Genomic DNA, 17,736 nt, shown 5'->3' with positions numbered 1-17,736 from the left:
CTCGACTCCCCTATCGCGGCTTCACGAGGCGGTCGATAATCGCGGCCGCCTCTTCAGTCGCTGCTTCGGTTGATTGGCCCGAAAGAACCGCAAGCCACGACATGCCGATGCCCACCGCGGAGACGGCGCGCACCGTCTCTTCCGGAGTCCCGGCAATTTCGGCGCCGCCGCTCTTAACCAGCGCCTCCAAAACCTGCCGCTGCTCGGCGAGATTGCGTTCGATGACAGGGCGGATCGCCGCGCGCAGATAATCCGCTGAAAGCGCCGCCGCCATCAGCTGCAGCATGGCACTGTCCAGCGCGGCGGAGCTGAGCCCGGTCGGCCGCTTTTCCTTCATCAGCCCTGCCCGGTAATCCGCCCAGTCTTTCGGAACCGGCACTGCAGCCTCGTGTGTTGAAAAATGCTCGAGCACAGCGACCACGAGGTCCTCCTTGTTTGCGAAGTAACGATAAATCGTTCCCGCGCTCACCCCTGCGGCCTTTCGGATATGTTCGATCGACGTGCCTTCAACGCCATGGGCGGCAATGCAGCTCAGCGCCGCCCGCAGGATGCGCTCCCGCTGTGCCGCCATATGGGTGGAATCGCGCTTCGGCATTTTTTCCTCGCTGTTCGGGAACGATTATACGGCACCTGCAACAAGATGAACAGAAATTCATTTTTCTTGACGGACATCCTGAAATGGCAAAAGGTGAATAGAGGTTCATTAAATTGGGGGTGGAGTCGATGATCTGGTCAAAATGGGCGCGCGCCGTGCGCTTTTCCGCGCTGGCGGGCGCAGTCCTTTTCAGCGGCGGTGGGGCGTATGCGGAGCCAGCCCCGCGCGCCGATCATCACATGCATATCCAGAGCGCGCTCGTCTCCGATTGGCTGCAGGAACTACAGAAGGCGATGCCCGCTGCCTTTGAAGGTCTCTCCGGCGACATCCTCAAGGTACGCGCGGGCAGCGATGCCGTGCATGAGCTCGATCGCGCGGGCATCCAGCGGGGGGTGCTGCTCTCCGCCGGCTACATGTTCGGCTTTTCCGCCATCCCGCTCGCACCCGAGGAGATCGCCCGGCGGATGCGCGCCGAGAATCGCTTCAACGTCGATCAGGCCCTCGCCTCGAACGGCCGCCTCGTCGCGTTTGTCGGCATCAATCCGTTTCTCGACAACGCGCTCGGCGAACTCGAATACTGGTCGCGTCAGCCCGGTGCTTCGGGTGTAAAGCTCCACCTCGGCAACAGCGGCCTTGATCTCGGCAATCCTGATCAGGTCAAAATGCTGGCAGCGTTCTTCGGGGCCGCCAGAAAGGCGCGGATGCCGCTTGTCGTTCACCTGCGCGGCGCGGCGCCGTTCACGAACGCGAACCTCACCACGTTCATCGATACGGTGCTCTCAGAGGCGGGCGATCTACCCATGCAGATCGCGCATGGCGGCAGCTTCGGCGGCATCGATACGGCAACTCTGGAAGCCCTTCGCCTCTATGGCAACGCCATGGAGCGCAAGGCCCCCGGCACCGCCAACCTCGTGCTTGATATCTCCGCCGTCGCCCAGCTCGATCTTTCGAAGCTCCCGGGCGTTCCCAAAGAAGGCCTCGAAACCCGCACGCCCGACGAATGGCGCGCCGCTTACGTCGCCCAGATGCGCAAGATCGGCATGGACCGCTTCGTCCTCGCCAGCGACTGGCCCGCCCTCGCGCCCCCGGCCGAATATTTCGCCGCCGAGCGGAAAGCGCTTCCGGTGACCGATGAGGAATGGGCGGCACTGTGCGAGAACGTGGCGCCGTATCTGCGCACGACGTGGGCGGCGCAACGTGAAGCGGCGTTGCTCAGGCCTTAGCTCGCCGGATACCCAGGCGAAAAATGGCCCGACCGCTGGGAAGAGGTCGGGCCAGGCAAACTAGGATGTAAACAACGCGAGATCTGGAAAAACTCGCGCGATGGCTGCGTTGCACAGCGGGAGTGCGAGATCAAATTCTTATTGATACGGCATCGCAACCATCACGGGCACGCCCGCCAGCTCCGGCGCCGCGCTCCCTAGAACAGCCGCGTGATCATGTAGAAAATCGCGCCCACCGCCGCTGATGCGGGAATGGTGATGAGCCACGCCATTACCACGTTCTGCGCGACGCCCCAGCGCACGGCGGAGGCGCGGCGGGCTGTGCCGGCGCCGACGACGCAGCCCGTGATCGTGTGCGTCGTCGAGACCGGGATGCCGAGCAGCGAGGCGGTGAACACCATCACCGATCCGCCTGCCGAGGCGCTGAAACCCTGGTGCTGGGAAAGCTTGGTGATGCGCGATCCCATCGTTTCGATGATCTTCCAGCCGCCCGAAAGCGTGCCGAGCGCGATCGCCACGTAGCAGCTGATCGCCACCCAGTGCGGCACGTGGAATTCGCCCTGCAGACGGCCGGTCGAATAGAGCAGCACGGTGATGATCCCCATCGTCTTCTGCGCGTCGTTGAGGCCGTGGCTGATTGAATAGGCGGCGGACGAGGCGAGGTGCAGGTAGCGGAAGCCGCGTTCCGCACCGCGCGCGGTCGCGTCCTTCATCGCCCAGCTCGTTGCGAGCATGATGAGCATCGACAGGACCATGCCGAGCAGCGGCGAGAGAACGATGGCGATCAGTGTCTTGTTGAGCCCGCTCCATTCGATACCGGACATGCCCGCGTGCGCGACGCCCGCGCCGACAATGCCGCCGACGAGCGCGTGGCTCGACGAGGACGGAATACCCTTCAGCCACGTGACGACATTCCAGAACATCGCGCCGATGAGCGCGCCAAACACAACCGCAGGCGTCACAAGATCCTTGTCGATGATGCCCTTGCCGATCGTTTCGGCAACCTTGTGCAGTTCGGGAAAAGCGAGACTGAGGAAATAAGCCGCGAAATTGAACGTCGCCGCGAAGGCAACCGCCTGCACCGGCCCGAGGAGGCGTGTCGCAACCACGGTCGCGATCGAATTCGCCGCATCATGGAGCCCGTTCAGGAAATCGAACGCCAGCGCGATGATGATGAGGCCGACAAGCAGTGGAAACGCGAGTTCGTGCATCGTTTCGTATCGTCAGGCGTGATCGATGACGATGCCGTCGATCTCGTTCGCGACATCCTCGAGCGCGTCGACGATCCGCTCAAGATGCTTGTAGACTTCGCGCGAGACGATGAAGCGCAGCGTGTCGCCGGCGCCGTAGTCCTTGAAGGCCTTCTTCACGCCGATCGCGTGAATCTCGTCGGCATGGCCTTCCATCCGCACCAGCCGCTCGGTGAGTTCGTGAAGCCGCGGGCCGTTTCGTGCCACGTCGCGCAGCATCGGCATTGCCTCGGCGACGAGGCGCGCGCCGTCCACGATGATCGCGGTCATGTCGCGCATTTCCTGCTCGAAGTCGCTTACCTCATAGAGCGAGATCGCCGCCACCGTCGCCTGCATCTCGTCGATCGCGTCGTCCATCGCGCCGATCAGGCTGGTGATCGCGCCGCGGTCGAACGGTGTCAGGAAGGTGCGGCGCACCGTGTGCAGCACCTCGCGGATGATGTCGTCCGCGTCCTGCTCGCGTTCCATCACCTCGCGGATGTGATCCTCGGCAGCGGAGCCGTTTTCCAGAAGCCGCGCGAGCGCGTCCGCCGCGGCAACCACCGTCATCGCGTGCGCCTCGAACAGCTCGAAGAAGTTGCCTGTCTTGGGAAGCAAGCGCTGGAACCAGGCGAACATGTGGGGGATCCTCGATTTATGGGCAACGGCCGTCAGCATTCCCGTGCGGCGTGTGGCGGCATAGAATTCGGACGCGCCGAAAGAGCGGATGAGATCGCGCAGGTCGCTTTCCTCCACCGCATCCGCGGCTTCGGCAAGCGTGAACCAGCGCCGCTCGCGCTCGTCCTGCTCCTTCCAGTTCTCAAGCTCGCGCGTCACCGCGAGCGGGAAGACGTCGACGTCCACCATCAGCGAGGCGCCGTTGCTGCGCCGCTTGCGGTAACGATAGGAGCCGAGCGGCGTCGGGCACACCGCGCCGCGTACGCCCGCCTCTTCCTCCGCCTCATCGGCAGCGGCGGCGTGCGGCGCCATGCCCTTGGTGACGTTGCCCTTGGGGATCACCCAGCGCCGGCTGCTCCGCGAGGTCACGAGAAGAATGCGCACGGGCGCATCGATCGCGGGCCCCTCCGATCGATAGGGCAAGGCGGCAATTTGGCGAATGAAAACGTCCCCCCGTCTGCGACAGCACGCGTTGCGACAGTTTTGTGACGGTCTGATGACAGATTTTTTAAGTCATGCAAGCGCGTGGTCAATACTTAGGAATTGACCTAAGTATTTTCCTTGCCTATGCACACCAGCCGAAAGGAGCCGCAGATGATTCCCGGGATGCACAGCGCCCCACCCTCACCGCCGCCCGCGGTGATCGACGGCATCTTCCGCGCACTGTCAGATCCGACGCGCCGCAGCGTGCTCGAACGGCTGAGCGCGAAGCCCGCCTCGGTCAGCGACCTCGCGGCGGAGCACCGGATGGCGCTGCCCTCGTTCGTCGCGCACCTGCGGGTGCTCGAAGGCGCGGGGCTGGTGCGTTCGAAAAAGGAAGGGCGGGTCAGAACCTATGAACTCGCACCTGAACGGCTTCAGGTCGCCGAAGACTGGCTGGGCAGGCAGCGCACCATGTGGGAGCGCAGGCTGGACCGGCTCGATGCCTATCTGCTGAAGATGAAGAAGGAGAGATCCGAATGACATCCCTGTTCCAGTTCACCCCCGATCCCAAGCTCGACCTCGTCCTCGAACGCGAGATCGACGTTCCCGTCGAACTCCTGTGGGAAGCGTGGACCACGCCCGACAGCATCAAGGAATGGTTCTGCCCGAAGCCATGGTCGGTAAGTTCGTGCGAGATCGATCTGCGTCCCGGCGGCAGGTTCAACACCGTGATGCGCTCGCCCGAGGGGGATGAGTTCCCGAACCACGGCTGCTACCTCGAAGTCGTGCCGAACCAGCGCCTCGTCTTCACGGACACGCTGCTCCCCGGCTTCCGCCCCGCGCCGAAGCCGTTCTTTACAGCCGCGCTCCTCATGGAGCCGACCGCGACCGGCACGCGCTACACGGCGTACGCCATCCACGGCAACGAGGAGACGCGCAAGCAGCACGAAGAGATGGGCTTCCACGATGGCTGGAATACCGTCGTCGACCAGCTCGTCGCGCACATCAAGGCCTCGATACACTAGGAACTCGCGGCGCCCGGAAGCGTTCGGCGAACAGGGATTCGCCGCCTGTTCCGGTCGGCGGACAATACGAGGAGAAACGCGATGCGAATGGCTCTGGCACTTCTGGGCGCCGCAATGGTCATCACACCTGCCGCGGCCGCACCTGTCACGATGCAGCTTCAATTGACCGGCGCAGCCGAGGTTCCCGGCCCGGGCGACCCGGACGGCGAGGGCACCGCGAGCGTAACGCTCGACGCCGCAAAGCCCGAAGTCTGCTACACGCTCGCCGTCAGCGGCATCGACAGTGCGACGATGGCGCATATCCACAAGGGCGCCAAAGGCGTCGCCGGGCCGCCGGTGGTAACGCTCGATGCCCCCGCGGAAGGCGCCTCGAAGGGCTGCGCCAAGGCCGATGCGGATGTCGTCGCGGCGCTTCTTGCAAACCCCGCCGACTATTACGTCAACGTCCACAACGCCTCGCACCCGAAGGGCGCCCTGCGCGGTCAGCTCCGCTAGCGGCTACTGCGCCGCCAGCTTGTCGGCGGTCTTCGTTTCGAAGTCGCTGGCATCGTGCCGCTCGCGGAGCTGTTCCGCGAGCGGCCCGGTGCTGCGGTTCACAATACGCCCGCGCCGCACCCCCGGCCGATCGCCGAGTTGCTTCGTCCAGCGTTGCACGTGTTCATATTCGTGGGTGGAGAGGAACGTCGCGGACTCGCCATAAAGCTCGCCGCGCACGAGACCGCCGTACCACGGCCAGATCGCCATGTCGGCGATCGTATAGTCCGCACCCGCGATATATTCGTGCTCCGCCAGCCGCCGGTTCAGCACGTCGAGCTGCCGCTTCACCTCCATCGCATAGCGATTGATCGCATATTCGATCTTCACCGGCGCATAGGCATAGAAGTGCCCAAACCCGCCGCCGAGGAACGGGGCGCTTCCTACCTGCCAGAACAGCCACGATAGCGCCTCCGCGCGCGCCGCGCCGCTGGTGGGCAGAAACGCACCGAATTTCTCCGCGAGATAGACGAGGATCGCGCCGCTTTCAAAAACACGCACAGGCTCGCCGCCGCTGCGGTCGACAAGCGCGGGGATCTTCGAATTCGGATTCACATCCACGAACCCGGATCCGAACTGATCGCCTTCCAGGATGTTGATCAGCCACGCATCATACTCGGCGCCCGAATATCCGGCCGCCAGCAGTTCTTCGAGCAGGATCGTCACCTTCTGCCCGTTGGGCGTGCCGAGCGAATAAAGCTGCAGCGGATGCTTCCCCACCGGCAGCGCCTTGTCGTGCGTCGGCCCTGCGATCGGCCGGTTGATCGAAGCGAACCGTCCGCCGCTCTCCCGATCCCATGTCCATATCTTTGGCGGAACGTAATCGCTCATCACTCATCTCCTACACGGCGAAAAACGAAGATAGGGACACCGCAGCCCGTTCGCCACGCCGCACGTAGCATTTTCGGTTCGCGGTCCCATCTGCTAGCAATGGATTAGGGGTTATTCAGGGGGAGAGCGACGTGGCGCGTCGGCATCGGGAAAATCACCTCGTCGCCCGGATCGGCTGGCTTCGCGCTGCCGTGCTCGGCGCGAACGATGGCATTGTCTCCACAGCGAGTCTCATCGTGGGCGTCGCGGCGGCGGCGGCAAACACATCCGACGTGCTGATCGCCGGCGTCGCGGGCCTTGTGGCCGGCGCTATGTCGATGGCGGCCGGCGAATATGTTTCGGTCAGTTCCCAAGCTGACACAGAGGCCGCTGACCTCGCGCGCGAGCGCAAGGAACTCGCCGTGCAGCCCCGCCTGGAGCACGAGGAACTCGCCCGCATCTATATGGACCGCGGCCTCGAAGCCGGGCTTGCGCATCAGGTCGCAGATCAGTTGATGGCGAAGGATGCGCTTGGCGCCCATGCCCGCGACGAACTCGGCATTTCAGAAACCACGACTGCCCGTCCCGTGCAGGCCGCGCTTACCTCCGCCGTCACCTTCGCGGTGGGCGCCGCGCTGCCGCTGCTTGCCGTCGTCATCGCGCCGCAGGCGCTTCTCATCCCCGCCGTGTCGGCGATATCGCTGGTGTGCCTCGCAGCGCTCGGTGCCGTCGGCGCACGGGCGGGCGGCGCGAACATCTGGAAAGCGACATTGCGCGTGACATTCTGGGGCCTCCTCGCACTCGCCGTCACCGCCGGGATCGGCCGCCTGTTCGGAACCGTGGTCTGAACAGGCGGCACCGGATCATTCAGCGCCGGCCGGGCAGCATCCTCAGAAGCGTGTTGTCGCGCATCACATAGTGGTGAAGCAGCGCCGCAGCGGCGTGCAGGCCGATCAGGTAATAGCCCACCTCTCCGGCCGTCTCGTGGATTTCCTCGACCTGTTCGGCAAGCGCCTCGTTGGGCGACACGAGCGGCGGCAGTTCGAGCCCGAAGAAGGGAATCGGTTCGCCTTCCGCGCTCAGGATCAGCCACCCCGCGATCGGCATCCCGATCATGAAGAGATAGAGCGCCGCGTGCATGGCGTGCGCGGCTGCCGTCTGCCACACCGGCGGACGCGGCGCGATCGGCGGCGTGCCACCCGACATGCGCGCCGCGATGCGCAGCGCGACAAACGCCAGCACCGAAAGCCCCAGCATGAAATGCAGCGACTTCACGAATTCGCGCGTCTCGCTGCCGCGCTCGAAGAGCACGCGCATCTCGATCGTCGCAAACACAGCGGCCAGCAGCAAAAGCATCACCCAGTGCAGCGCGATCGTCGCTTTGCCGTAGCGCGCACCTGACACCAATCCGTTCGTCATGATCTCACCCGTTCGTTTTGCCCACCGCCCGGTCGTTATCAGGTGCAGGCTGACACTTCACTGACGATCATGGCGCGTTTCGGGATTGGATCAATGCAACGTCGCAATTGCCGCTTGGCGCGATCACTTCCCGAACACGTCAGACCAGCCATTTGACGATGACGAAGCCGCCGATCAGCAGCGCAGCAAAAGCAAAGGTGATCAGGCCGAAGTGGCGATCGAGAATGCGCTTCATCGGTTCGCCGAACAGACGAAGCAGCACCGCCACGAGATAAAAGCGCGCGCCCCGGCTGACGATGCTCGCCGCCAGCAGCACCACAGGCGAAAGCCCGGTCGCACCGCTCGCGATCGTCACCACCTTGAAGGGGATCGGCGTGAATCCGGCGAGCATCACGATCAGCCAGCCCTGTTCATTGAAGCGTTGGGCGATCTCGTAAAACTCGGCTTCGACCCCGTAGAGGTGCAGGACCCACCGCCCGACGCTTTCGAACAACAGCGCCCCGATGATCCAGCCAAGCCCGGCGCCCAGCGTGGAACCGGCAGTGCAAACGCCTGCGTAGCGCAGCGCCTTCTCCGGCCGGGCAAGGCACATCGGCGCCAGCACCACGTCGGGCGGGATCGGGAACAGCGAGCTTTCAACGAAAGCAATGACCGCCAGCCAGCGTTCCGCAAGCGGATGCGCCGCTTTCGCCAGCGTCCAGTGATAAAGGCGTTTCAGCATCGGCGCATTTAGCCGTGTAGTCGCCAAGGGTAAAACGCTTTCACGCGCGGCGCATCGCGCGCTGGTCAGCCTTCAAAATGGCAACTACTGCAGCAACGACCCATTGCCGCTGAAAGCCCCGTCGAATGCAGATTGGTCGGAAACCGCTTGTCTATGCTCTGCTCGCGACCATTCTGATCGGAAGCGCTGGCGTATGGGGCATCGGAAGCTTGCTGACACGGGCCACCAACGGGCGCGTCTCCATTCCGGAAAAACCAGCTCACGTCGTACAGATCGACAGTACGGACGGTGTACGGCTCGCAGGCACCTATTGGCCCACCGCCGATAAAGATGCGCCCGCAATCCTGATGCTGCACAGCAACGGCAACAATCGTGGCGCCATGAGCGGAACGGCCTCGTGGCTGAACACACACGGCTATGCCGTCCTCGCCATCGATTTTCGCGGACACGGCGAGTCCACGCCCGCCAGTAAGAGCTTCGGCCTGTTCGAAGCGGAGGATGCAGAGGCCGCCCTCGCATGGTTGCGCCAGAACCACCCGCAGGCGCGGGTCGGTGTCATCGGCTTCTCGCTGGGCGGTGCGGCTAGCTTGCTCGGTGCCAAAGGTCCGCTTCTCGTCGACGCTCTCGTGTTGCAGGGCGTCTATCCGGATATCCGGCGCGCGATCTTCAATCGGCTCGCCATACGGCTCGGCCGGTGGCCGGCCTCAGCCATAGAGCCATTGCTCAGCTATCAGTCCCTACCGAGATTCGGCGTCTGGCCGTCGTCAATCTCTCCCATCCGCGCTCTGGCACAGGTCGAGGCGCCGGTCCTTCTGATGGGCGGCGGCAAGGATACGAATACGCCGCCCCAAGAAACGCGGGCGATGTACGTCGCTATAAGGGCAAATGCCGAGCTACGGATTCTCGAAGGCGTCACTCACGACGCCCTCGGGCGCACATCCCCGGAGACTTTTCCCATTCTCCTGGCGTTTCTTGACAGGAACCTGAAATAGGCTGTTTAGCGCCGATGCACCTCAGCCAGCGGTGCTATCGACCACGTCGGCGCCGGGACCGTTCTTCTTGATGGAATCGATGGCGTTCTGCGCGCTCGCCTTGCTCGAATAGCCTTCGGTCCAGAATATCTTCTCGGAATTATATTTGAAGGCGACCCGGTATTCGCCCGCCTTGTCCTTCGTGATTTCGAAAACGTGAGCCATGCCCGTTCTCCCTGACCGTTGAACGACACCAGCCTAGCCGTAAGCGCCTCATGCGCAAGCCCGATTCAGCCGTCGCCCTGCCGGAGCGCGGCAGCAGCCGCGAAAGGCGCGAGCGCGGTGACGACGAGGCTCGATGCGGCGAGGAGGCGCAGCTCTCCAGCGCTGCCGAAAATCAGAACAGGAAGCGCGAGCGGCAGCACGATGAGCCCGGCAAGCGCAGGCCCGCCGCGCGCGCCCGCAACGAGCGCAGCGGCCACCAGCCCCAGCCCGGCGAGCGCGGGTGTGCCGAGTGCAAGGCCCGTGACGAGCGCAGGCACATCCACGTTCAGCATCGCTCCGCCGATCACCGCCGCGACAAGCAGCGCGGGCGCGAAGCCCAGCCAGTGCGCGGCGAGCCGTGCCGCCATGATCGTTTCAGGCGCGATGCCGCGCACGCGGAGTTGATCCATCGTGCCGTCAGCGACGTCCTCGGCGACGAGCGTCCCCACCGGCAGCAACGCCGCGAGCAGTGCCGCCACCCACAGGCTACCGGCGCCCACGCGCGCGAGCAGCGCTGCATCTGGCCCGATCGCGAACGCGGTCATGCTCGCCACCATCACGAAGAAGACGAGCGGGATGAGGCCGCCCGCACCGATGTCCACGCCGCGCAGGACAAGGCGCCAGATGCTCACAGCGCGAGCTCCCGCGCGCCGGGCACATCGGTTTCACCGTGCGTCACCACGATCGCGCCGCCGCCTGCCGCAAGATGTGCGCCGATCGCCGCCGAAAGTGCCTTGGCGTTCGCCGCGTCGAGCCCCGCGCCCGGTTCGTCGAGCAGCCACAGCGCGGCACCCGAGGCGATTACCCGCGCCAGCGCCGCACGCCGTTTCTGGCCCGCCGAAAGCATCCTGACCGGCACGTCGCCGAGCGCTTCCAGCCCCAGTGCAAACAGCGCCTGCGTGCCGTCCATCCGCGCCCACCAGCCGAGTTCCTGGCTGACGGTGCGTCCCGGCTTCAATGCGTTTTCATGCCCCAGCCACGCGATTTTCGCCGGGTGTTCGATGCGGCCCGCCGCCGGCGGCAGCAGCCCGGCAAGACAGCGCAGCAGGCTCGATTTGCCACTGCCGTTCGGCCCCGTCACGCGCAGCGCGTCTCCGGCCGAGACGGCAAGTGAAAGCCCTTCGAACAGCAGCCGGCCACCGCGCACGCAGGCAAGGTTTTCGGCGCGGATGAGCGTGTCTCCCATGCGCCCCGACCTAACCGCTCACTTACGCCCGCGCTACTTCTTCTTGGGCTTTTCAGACTTGACGCGCACGGTCGCACTCTCGCGCAGCGCAGTCTCCACGCCCGGTACGGCGAGCGCCTGATAGGCGCATTCGCCCACGGTCCAACCATAGGGTGTCTGGCGGAGCGCCGTCACCACGCGGGAACCGGCAGGGGCATCGATGCGGCCCCAGTCGTCAGTGTTCAGGATTTCATGGCGCGTCGGCTTGCCGGGGCCAGGCCAGATGTCGATCGACTCCGCGCCCTTGCCCTTCAGATACTGGATGATCTCGATGCGCTGGAACAGCGTGCCGTCGCCGCGCGGAAGTTCGCGGACGATGCCGTCGATCACCAGCGCCTCGCTCGCCAGCAGGTATTTGGCGGCTTCGTCCGCATCCCGCTGCACAAGGATCGGGAGCACGCAGCGCGCCGCCGCCGATCCGCTGAACCCTGCCGCCACCAGAAAGGCTGCGACCGCCAAGCAACGCTTACGCATTACGACCCCTCCGTTTTCCCTTTTTCGGGAGTGTATCACAGCGGAGAGGTCGTTGCGATTCTGCATCGATTACGTGCGGCGTCGGCGGCCGAGCGCGACCCCGGCGAGGCCGAGCCCGAACAGCGCGAGCGCCGCCGGTTCCGGCACGTCCGCGGTCGACGTTTCGATGATCGGCAGCGCCGCCACGATTTTGGGAACCGCCGCGGCCCACACGCGCACCGCGTTCCACGTTTCGGCGACACCCGAGAAGCGATCCTCGACGCCCGTGTAATATTCGTTCAGCACCCAGTCCGCGCCGTCCGTGCCGAACACCACAACTTCGGTCAGATAGTCGCCGAAGTCATAGACGAAGCTGTCGATGCCGCCGAGTGCGAAGCTTTCCGGGTTCCACGCATCGCTGCCGCCGCTCCAGAAGGCCGAAAAGCCTGTGAGTTCGTTCGCGGTCAGGACGCCGTCGAGGTTCAGGTCTTCGCCCGAAAAGCTGCCGCTGACGCTAGCGCCCGCGCCGTAGTCCTGTTCGAAGTTGAAGCTTACCGGCGCGGCATTCGCGCTGCCCGCGATCAGCATGGCGGCGGCGGAAAGGAAGAAAGCGCGTTTCATGTTCGGTACTCCTGTCTCAGATCTCGAAGTCGAAGACTCAAGAACCGTGCCAGTTGCGGAGTTCCGCCATCTTAATGATTAACGCGCCTTCCCCTTGTAAATCACACCGACGCTTTACCGTTCATGTTCCTGAATAAATTCAAAATACTTATGGTTAACAGTGCGGCTTCGTAACAATACTCAGCGCTGGCCGAGCGTTTCCGAAAAGAACGCCGATTGATCGTGCCACAGCTGCTGCCATGCCGAGAAGCGGATCAGCCCGTGGGATTCGCCTGGCAGAAGCACCGTGCGCACGTCGACACCCTGCCGTCGCAACTTCTGCGCGAGGTCGACCGTCTCGCGCACGTCGACGTTCATATCGTTGTCACCGCTGAACAGCAGCACCGGCGAGCGCCAGCCCGCCACCGCGCCGAGCGGCGAGGCCGCGAGCGCCGCCGCCTTGTCCGCCTCGCCGACGCCGAAGAATTTGCTGGGGTTGAGGTGTCCGGGCACCGGCGAGGGCCAGCTCCAGTCGAACACGCCGTGGATCGCGGAGCCCGCCGCGAACACATCCGAATTGCGCGCCAGCGCGTGTCCGGTGAGCAGCCCGCCATAGGAGCCGCCCCAGATGCCGATGCGGTTGGGGGCCACGTCGGCGCGCGCGGCGAGCCAGCGCCCCGCGCCGAGCACGTCATTATATTCGGACGCCTTGCGCCACGCCCGCCCCGGCGCCTCGCGGAAATCGCGCCCGTAGCCAACGCCCGAGCGGTAGTTGAGCGCGAGCACGACATAGCCCATCTCCGCGAGCCGCCGGTTCATCGCATAGTCGTTCGCGTAATATCCGCTGAAGTGGAACGCCGGGAACATCTGCCGTGTCGGCCCGCCGTGCACGTAGACGAGCGCCGGGTGCGGCCCCTTGCCTTTCGGCAGGAACAGCTGCCCCGGCACGCTCTCTCCGTCCGATGCGGTAAGGCGCACCTGCTGCGGCGCGGGTGCGGTGAAGCTGTGGCGATAGCCGTAATCCGCGGGCGTCTCCGCATAGGCCACCTTGCCCGTCGCGCTGTCCACGATCCGCAGCATCGCGGAAGCGTCCGCCCCCGCGCCCGTCACCGCGACATGCCGCCCGTCACCCGCCGCGCTCGCCAGCGCCAGTACGACGTCCTTCGTCTCCACGGCGCGTTCGCGCCCGCTGGAAACGGTGATGAGCGAGGCCTGGCGCGTATCGAGATCGCGACAGTTGTGGATCACGAACAGCGTATCGGGCGCGGCAAGCTCGCTCTCCGCGACCTCGCATTTCTCGCCCGTCAGCGCCCGCACCTTGCCGCCGCTCGCCGCATAGAGCCGCGCCCAGCCGTCTTCCTCGGCGCGGAACACCACGGTCTTGCTGTCGGACCAGCGCAGCAGCCCCTCGTCGTCGTCAGAGATGTAGGAGCCGCCGCGCGGCCCCGATTGCCACAGCGTCTTGGCCTTGCCGCCGCTCACTGCCACCGTCTCCACGGCGACCGGCTGGTTTTCGAGATTGTCGTAGGTCACCGTGTGCTCGCGCCCCGGCCAGCGCAGGTACGCGACCGTCTTGCCGTCGGGCGAAAGCACGGGGTGGCTCAGCCGATCCGCCCCTGTCACCAGCCACTCCACACGGTCGTTGCCGAGCGTATGGCGGCCGAGGAACGACCAGCCGCCGCGATCCTGCACGAAGAAGAAGCTCTTCCCGTCCGCCGCCCACGCGCGCTGCGCCAAGGCCGCGCCGCCGCGCACAAGCATCTCCGGTTTCGCATCAGCAGCGCCCACGGCCACGGCCCACAGGTCCGCGCCGTTCCGGTAGACGAGCCGCGACCCGTCCGGCGTGAACTCCGGCGAGGCGCCCTCGCCGATCTTCACCGGCGCCGCGCCGCCCGCGCTGGAGACGAGCCACAGCGTCGCCTTCGGCGGGGTCAGCAGGCTGGCAGGGTTATACCCGCCCGCCGCGAAGCCGGTCGTGAAGGCAACCCAAGCGCCGTCGGGAGAGATCTGGACGCCGGTGATCGGCGTGCCGTCCACATCGCTTTGCGTGTGGAGCGCCGCGCGCTTGAAGCCGGGGCCGCGCGCGGCGAAGAGCTGCGTCTTGTCGCCCTGCTGCACGGTCCACGCGAAAGCACCCGCGCGCGATGCGCTGATTTCGGTCGCCATGGGGAAAGCGAGGAACGCCGTATCGTCAGCGGCGGAGGCGGCAGACGCTGCGGCCAGTGCCGCGCCGGCAAGCATGAAACGGGAAACGAAAGTCGAGACGCGCATGACCGGGAGCCCTCCTGCTGAACGAAGGGGCGTGCGCCAGCGGCACTATTCTCCCTTCGGGCGCTTTATGTCCCGATCTTATCCGAGCGAACCTGATTGGCAAATGCCTTCCGAGGCTTCGCGACGATCGCCCCGCCATCGTCGTCCCAGCGCATCAGCGAGAGTTTCGCCGCGCTGGGGCGCTGGCGGCGATCCGGGAAGTGGCGGTGCGGGTAGGCGTGGGTATCGAGCCTGCGCGCCAGCCGGTGAATTTCCGATTCGTACCGTGCGAGCAGGCGCGGTTCGCTGGCGGCGTCGCGTCGCATGATGGCGATCTGTTCCTGGCGGAGGAGTCGGTTCAGGTCCATGGATTTCCCTTCAAGCGTGGCGACCGGTCAGGCGTATTGCAGGGCGTCGCGGATCCTGGCGCCCGCGGCGCGGGAGCGGAGTGTGTCCACGGCGGCGCGGCATTCGATCTCGCTGCGATACCCGCCGGCCTGCGCCAGCGTCGTCCCGCTGGGTGCGCAGAAGCGCCAGCGCCAGTCTCCGCCGCAATGGATCGTGGAGGTGAGTCTTTTCTCTTCCCCGCAATACACTTCGAAATAGCAGACGGGCGCGAGGTTCAGCCGCAGGTCCGAATAGATTTCGTCCGCGTCGTCGTTATCCGGTTCGCTGCCCCTGAATGAAGCCAGCGAAAGCGTTTCGCGATTTGTATTTTTGAGCACACGATTTCTCCTGGATGAGCAAGCGGGAGCACGAAGTCCCCCAGTCACGAGACGCTTGCGGCCAGAAATCGAGTGATAACGACTCCTAGCATATTTTCGGGTTGGCGGCGAACGCCATTTGGGGATCTGGCCCGTTATTTCGGCCGGTTTGCGGTTTTCTGCTGGTCGGCCTTGTGGATACGGTCGAGCTCTTCAGCGTCGACTTCGAAGGCATAGGCCTTCCCCCCGCGACGCACGTAAAGAAAGGCGGAAACGCCCTTGGGGTCTCCGCCGTCTGCGGAAGGAACCGTGTCCAGCTCCACCTGATATTCGCCCGCGGGCAGCGTGCCGTCGATCCCGCTTATGGTGAAGGCGCTTGCGAAGGCCAGTGTCCGGCGTTCGGTCGCCGTCATTTTCCGGTGGCGGCCGCCAGCTCGCGTTCCGCGTCGCGGGCGAGCTTGGCGGTTCGCACCTTTTCGCCTTCCAGCAGGTTCTTGGTGTGCTGCCGCGCGAGTTCGATCCAGCGGTCGCGCGCCAGGATCGCCTGCTGCTTCACGTTCATCAGCACGGCCTCGGTGATGGCACGCTGAGAACTCGCGATGCGCTCCTGATAGAATTCCGTCTGGTCCTTCATGCAGGAGCCCTTTCGCTGGAAGATCGGCGCTTAGCCGATCAGGTCATAAACGATCTGCCGAAGTTGCTGGCGCGTCAGCCCGGAGGGTTCGCGCCGCGCGCCCGTGGGGGGCGCCGTTTTCGGCAAAGAGGAAGCTGTACGGCGCGCCGGGTTCCGGCGTCCGTTTGTCATGTATGTTTGCATATCTGTCATTTGTCTTGGCCGCGCCAATCGCGGCGTCATGTTTTTGTGAAGCGTGTTCGCTTCGCAGTCGTGGGGCGGCCCGGCGACTATCGCCAGGCCTCCCGAACCCGTGAAAGCGCCGGTCAGGCAGCTTTCAGGCTGACCGCACTCGTGCGGCCGCGCTGATCGCGCTCCAGCTCATAGCTGACGCGCTGGTCCTTATCGAGCGTCTCCATGCCCGCCATCTGAACGGCGGTGATGTGGACGAACGCGTCTTCGCCGGAGCCTTCGGGCGCGATGAAGCCATAGCCCTTCTGGGCGTTGAAGAATTTTACGGTGCCGATAGGCATATTATGTCTCAGTATTCAAATCGTGATCGTACCCGCGCACCACATGGCGGCGGGTGCCGAGAGGCCGGTGTTCTGAAAAGGGGTGCCGGAGCGCCGCAATCCGTCGCGCGCAACGTCAGCGAGACCTATATAGCGCATGTGGGGTTAATTTACAATGTCGGGGGTTGAGGGGTGCTCGGTTCGGCAGGCGCCTACTTAAAACGAAAACCACAGCAGAGGCGCGCATCCGGCATGCCTCCCCCCGGCGGGGGCTACATTTGAACACCGGCCGTCAGTGTAAGCCAATACTCCTTAAAGAACTGATGGCACGTCATATCTGCAAGATCTATTCTATGTTCATTAAAGTTTCCTTGAAAATTGAACGCCTTTGACAATTCGTTTGCTATAACAAATTTATCACTCTTTGATATTCCGTATGCCGTCGCCACTACTTCCGTATGATCTTGGACTTCTTGCGACAATATTTGCACATTTTGACGATGGAAAGCAAATCCAAGAAAAATTATTCTATCTGACTGACTTATTGATTTCTTTATCTCTGATAAAACGGCGCCCTCCTCTACTCGTTCAGTAAACGTGCGGATTTGCTGGACCACCTGAGCAAGATGAGCGGGGGAACATTGTCCAAATGGCACACTTGGAAGATCGCCCTTCTGCCAAGGCAGCCGACCGGCCACCCCGTAAGGCCTATGAATAACAAGCGAATTCATTATTCTACGAAAATCATTTGGCGAAATACCATAATATTTCCCCAATGATATAGGCAAATAATGCTCCAAACACCTGTCATAATTAAAATTTATTATTTCTATGTTTTGAAATATTTTTCCAATATCACTTCTTTTAACGCCCTCTGTTAAAAGTTTTGTTAAGCTACTATACCATGATTGTTCAAAATTTTCTATATTTATGTCGTCTTTATCGGGTGATTCACATCGAAACGCTTGACTTTCAAATTCGGCCTTATGAATAGATCGCAGTATTCCAAGCTTTCCTATAAGTTCAATTTTATCATCTTCGAGAGCATCGATAACGTTATCTATAGATATCGCCTGTTTTGAAGACTCGCTAAGTTGCCATCCGGCTTTAATGTACTGATTTATAATTTCCACCTCTTGACCTTCGTTAAGAATAATTCTCAGAGCTTCCACAATTTCTGGATCACCTGTTTTTTGTCTATGATACTCAAATGTAATATGAGTTAGTTTTACTAATCTTTTTAGAAGGTCATGCCCCATAGGCAGGCCAACTTCCGTGCTGGCACCCGCCCCAACAACCAAAACAGTCTTTGCTCTGAACATTCGCGCCCCCAACAATGAAGTAACGAATTCTATTTTTTTGCTTCGTGATTGCATCTAATATTTTTGTGATTACCGACAGCCAGCCTTGCCCAGTCAACATTTTGACAACCCAACCCCCGACTTTCGTCCCCTTCCCAACCTGCTCCCCCTTCGTTAAAGCAGCCC

24 protein-coding genes are annotated in these 17,736 nt (G+C 63.2%); 6 read left to right on the top strand and 18 right to left on the bottom strand.

Features of this window, described 5'->3' with window-relative positions:
- Positions 1-10: 10 nt before the first annotated feature.
- A complete protein-coding gene (locus AAC014_RS14110; RefSeq protein WP_339709526.1) occupies positions 11-595 on the bottom strand; it encodes a helix-turn-helix domain-containing protein in 585 nt (194 codons plus the stop codon).
- Positions 596-723: 128 nt separating this feature from the next.
- Here AAC014_RS14110 and AAC014_RS14105 point away from each other — a divergent pair, with 128 nt between their 5' ends.
- Positions 724-1,818 (top strand): amidohydrolase family protein, encoded by a 1,095-nt coding sequence (locus AAC014_RS14105; protein ID WP_339709524.1) that lies wholly within the window; start codon positions 724-726, stop codon positions 1,816-1,818.
- Positions 1,819-2,015: 197 nt separating this feature from the next.
- Here AAC014_RS14105 and AAC014_RS14100 read toward each other — a convergent pair whose 3' ends face one another.
- Complete coding sequence (locus tag AAC014_RS14100; RefSeq protein ID WP_339709522.1) at positions 2,016-3,029, bottom strand: inorganic phosphate transporter; 1,014 nt, start codon at positions 3,027-3,029, stop codon at positions 2,016-2,018.
- Positions 3,030-3,041: 12 nt separating this feature from the next.
- On the bottom strand, positions 3,042-4,109 hold the full coding sequence (locus tag AAC014_RS14095) for a DUF47 family protein (RefSeq protein ID WP_339709520.1): 1,068 nt from the start codon (positions 4,107-4,109) through the stop codon (positions 3,042-3,044).
- Positions 4,110-4,319: 210 nt separating this feature from the next.
- On the opposite strand from AAC014_RS14095, the gene AAC014_RS14090 reads away from it, so the two are divergent.
- The 3 genes from AAC014_RS14090 (at position 4,320) to AAC014_RS14080 (ending at position 5,668) form a co-directional block, all read left to right on the top strand.
- A complete protein-coding gene (locus AAC014_RS14090; RefSeq protein ID WP_339709518.1) occupies positions 4,320-4,688 on the top strand; it encodes a metalloregulator ArsR/SmtB family transcription factor in 369 nt (122 codons plus the stop codon).
- Positions 4,685-5,173 carry an SRPBCC family protein gene (locus AAC014_RS14085; RefSeq protein ID WP_339709516.1) on the top strand — a complete coding sequence of 163 codons (489 nt, stop codon included), beginning with the start codon at positions 4,685-4,687 and terminating at the stop codon, positions 5,171-5,173. Before AAC014_RS14090 ends, AAC014_RS14085 begins: the two co-directional genes overlap by 4 nt.
- Before the next feature lie 81 nt (positions 5,174-5,254).
- On the top strand, positions 5,255-5,668 hold the full coding sequence (locus AAC014_RS14080) for a CHRD domain-containing protein (protein ID WP_339709514.1): 414 nt from the start codon (positions 5,255-5,257) through the stop codon (positions 5,666-5,668).
- 3 nt (positions 5,669-5,671) lie between these two features.
- On the opposite strand, the gene yghU is transcribed toward AAC014_RS14080, so the two are convergent.
- Complete coding sequence (gene yghU, locus AAC014_RS14075; protein WP_339709512.1) at positions 5,672-6,538, bottom strand: glutathione-dependent disulfide-bond oxidoreductase; 867 nt, start codon at positions 6,536-6,538, stop codon at positions 5,672-5,674.
- A gap of 131 nt (positions 6,539-6,669) precedes the next feature.
- Between yghU and AAC014_RS14070 the strand changes: the two genes are divergently transcribed.
- Entirely contained in the window at positions 6,670-7,365 is a 696-nt protein-coding gene (locus AAC014_RS14070; protein WP_339709510.1) for a VIT family protein, read from the top strand.
- A gap of 19 nt (positions 7,366-7,384) precedes the next feature.
- Here AAC014_RS14070 and AAC014_RS14065 read toward each other — a convergent pair whose 3' ends face one another.
- Both AAC014_RS14065 and AAC014_RS14060 read right to left on the bottom strand, forming a co-directional pair.
- Positions 7,385-7,936 carry a cytochrome b gene (locus tag AAC014_RS14065; protein ID WP_339709508.1) on the bottom strand — a complete coding sequence of 184 codons (552 nt, stop codon included), beginning with the start codon at positions 7,934-7,936 and terminating at the stop codon, positions 7,385-7,387.
- 139 nt (positions 7,937-8,075) lie between these two features.
- Positions 8,076-8,684, bottom strand: a complete 609-nt coding sequence (locus AAC014_RS14060; protein WP_339709506.1) for a YqaA family protein — start codon at positions 8,682-8,684, stop codon at positions 8,076-8,078.
- Positions 8,685-8,782: 98 nt separating this feature from the next.
- On the opposite strand from AAC014_RS14060, the gene AAC014_RS14055 reads away from it, so the two are divergent.
- A complete protein-coding gene (locus tag AAC014_RS14055) occupies positions 8,783-9,649 on the top strand; it encodes an alpha/beta fold hydrolase (RefSeq protein WP_339709504.1) in 867 nt (288 codons plus the stop codon).
- A gap of 21 nt (positions 9,650-9,670) precedes the next feature.
- Here AAC014_RS14055 and AAC014_RS14050 read toward each other — a convergent pair whose 3' ends face one another.
- The 12 genes from AAC014_RS14050 to AAC014_RS13995 form a co-directional block, all read right to left on the bottom strand.
- Complete coding sequence (locus AAC014_RS14050) at positions 9,671-9,853, bottom strand: DUF1508 domain-containing protein (RefSeq protein ID WP_339709502.1); 183 nt, start codon at positions 9,851-9,853, stop codon at positions 9,671-9,673.
- 65 nt (positions 9,854-9,918) lie between these two features.
- A complete protein-coding gene (locus tag AAC014_RS14045) occupies positions 9,919-10,524 on the bottom strand; it encodes a heme exporter protein CcmB (RefSeq protein WP_339709500.1) in 606 nt (201 codons plus the stop codon).
- Positions 10,521-11,078: a heme ABC exporter ATP-binding protein CcmA gene (ccmA, locus tag AAC014_RS14040; RefSeq protein WP_339709498.1), complete on the bottom strand. Its 558-nt coding sequence runs from the start codon at positions 11,076-11,078 to the stop codon at positions 10,521-10,523. Before ccmA ends, AAC014_RS14045 begins: the two co-directional genes overlap by 4 nt.
- A gap of 33 nt (positions 11,079-11,111) precedes the next feature.
- Positions 11,112-11,591: a hypothetical protein gene (locus AAC014_RS14035; RefSeq protein WP_339709496.1), complete on the bottom strand. Its 480-nt coding sequence runs from the start codon at positions 11,589-11,591 to the stop codon at positions 11,112-11,114.
- Between the two features lie 69 nt (positions 11,592-11,660).
- A complete protein-coding gene (locus AAC014_RS14030) occupies positions 11,661-12,191 on the bottom strand; it encodes a PEP-CTERM sorting domain-containing protein (RefSeq protein WP_339709494.1) in 531 nt (176 codons plus the stop codon).
- Between the two features lie 180 nt (positions 12,192-12,371).
- Positions 12,372-14,441: a prolyl oligopeptidase family serine peptidase gene (locus tag AAC014_RS14025; RefSeq protein WP_339709492.1), complete on the bottom strand. Its 2,070-nt coding sequence runs from the start codon at positions 14,439-14,441 to the stop codon at positions 12,372-12,374.
- A 65-nt stretch (positions 14,442-14,506) separates the two neighbouring features.
- Positions 14,507-14,788, bottom strand: a complete 282-nt coding sequence (locus AAC014_RS14020) for a hypothetical protein (protein ID WP_339709490.1) — start codon at positions 14,786-14,788, stop codon at positions 14,507-14,509.
- 27 nt (positions 14,789-14,815) lie between these two features.
- Positions 14,816-15,145, bottom strand: a complete 330-nt coding sequence (locus AAC014_RS14015) for a DUF1508 domain-containing protein (RefSeq protein ID WP_339709488.1) — start codon at positions 15,143-15,145, stop codon at positions 14,816-14,818.
- Between the two features lie 134 nt (positions 15,146-15,279).
- Complete coding sequence (locus AAC014_RS14010; RefSeq protein WP_339709487.1) at positions 15,280-15,537, bottom strand: hypothetical protein; 258 nt, start codon at positions 15,535-15,537, stop codon at positions 15,280-15,282.
- Positions 15,534-15,758 (bottom strand): hypothetical protein, encoded by a 225-nt coding sequence (locus tag AAC014_RS14005; RefSeq protein ID WP_339709486.1) that lies wholly within the window; start codon positions 15,756-15,758, stop codon positions 15,534-15,536. Before AAC014_RS14005 ends, AAC014_RS14010 begins: the two co-directional genes overlap by 4 nt.
- A gap of 305 nt (positions 15,759-16,063) precedes the next feature.
- Entirely contained in the window at positions 16,064-16,270 is a 207-nt protein-coding gene (locus AAC014_RS14000) for a cold-shock protein (protein WP_339709485.1), read from the bottom strand.
- 251 nt (positions 16,271-16,521) lie between these two features.
- Positions 16,522-17,571, bottom strand: coding sequence for a hypothetical protein (locus tag AAC014_RS13995; protein WP_339709483.1), 1,050 nt, complete (start codon positions 17,569-17,571; stop codon positions 16,522-16,524).
- Positions 17,572-17,736 lie beyond the last annotated feature (165 nt).

The organism is uncultured Sphingosinicella sp. (assembly GCF_963974575.1).
Classification (GTDB): Bacteria; Pseudomonadota; Alphaproteobacteria; order Sphingomonadales; family Sphingomonadaceae; genus Sphingosinicella.
The sequence above is the reverse complement of the archived record's forward strand: the minus strand, read 5'-3'. Positions and strand labels throughout refer to the sequence as shown.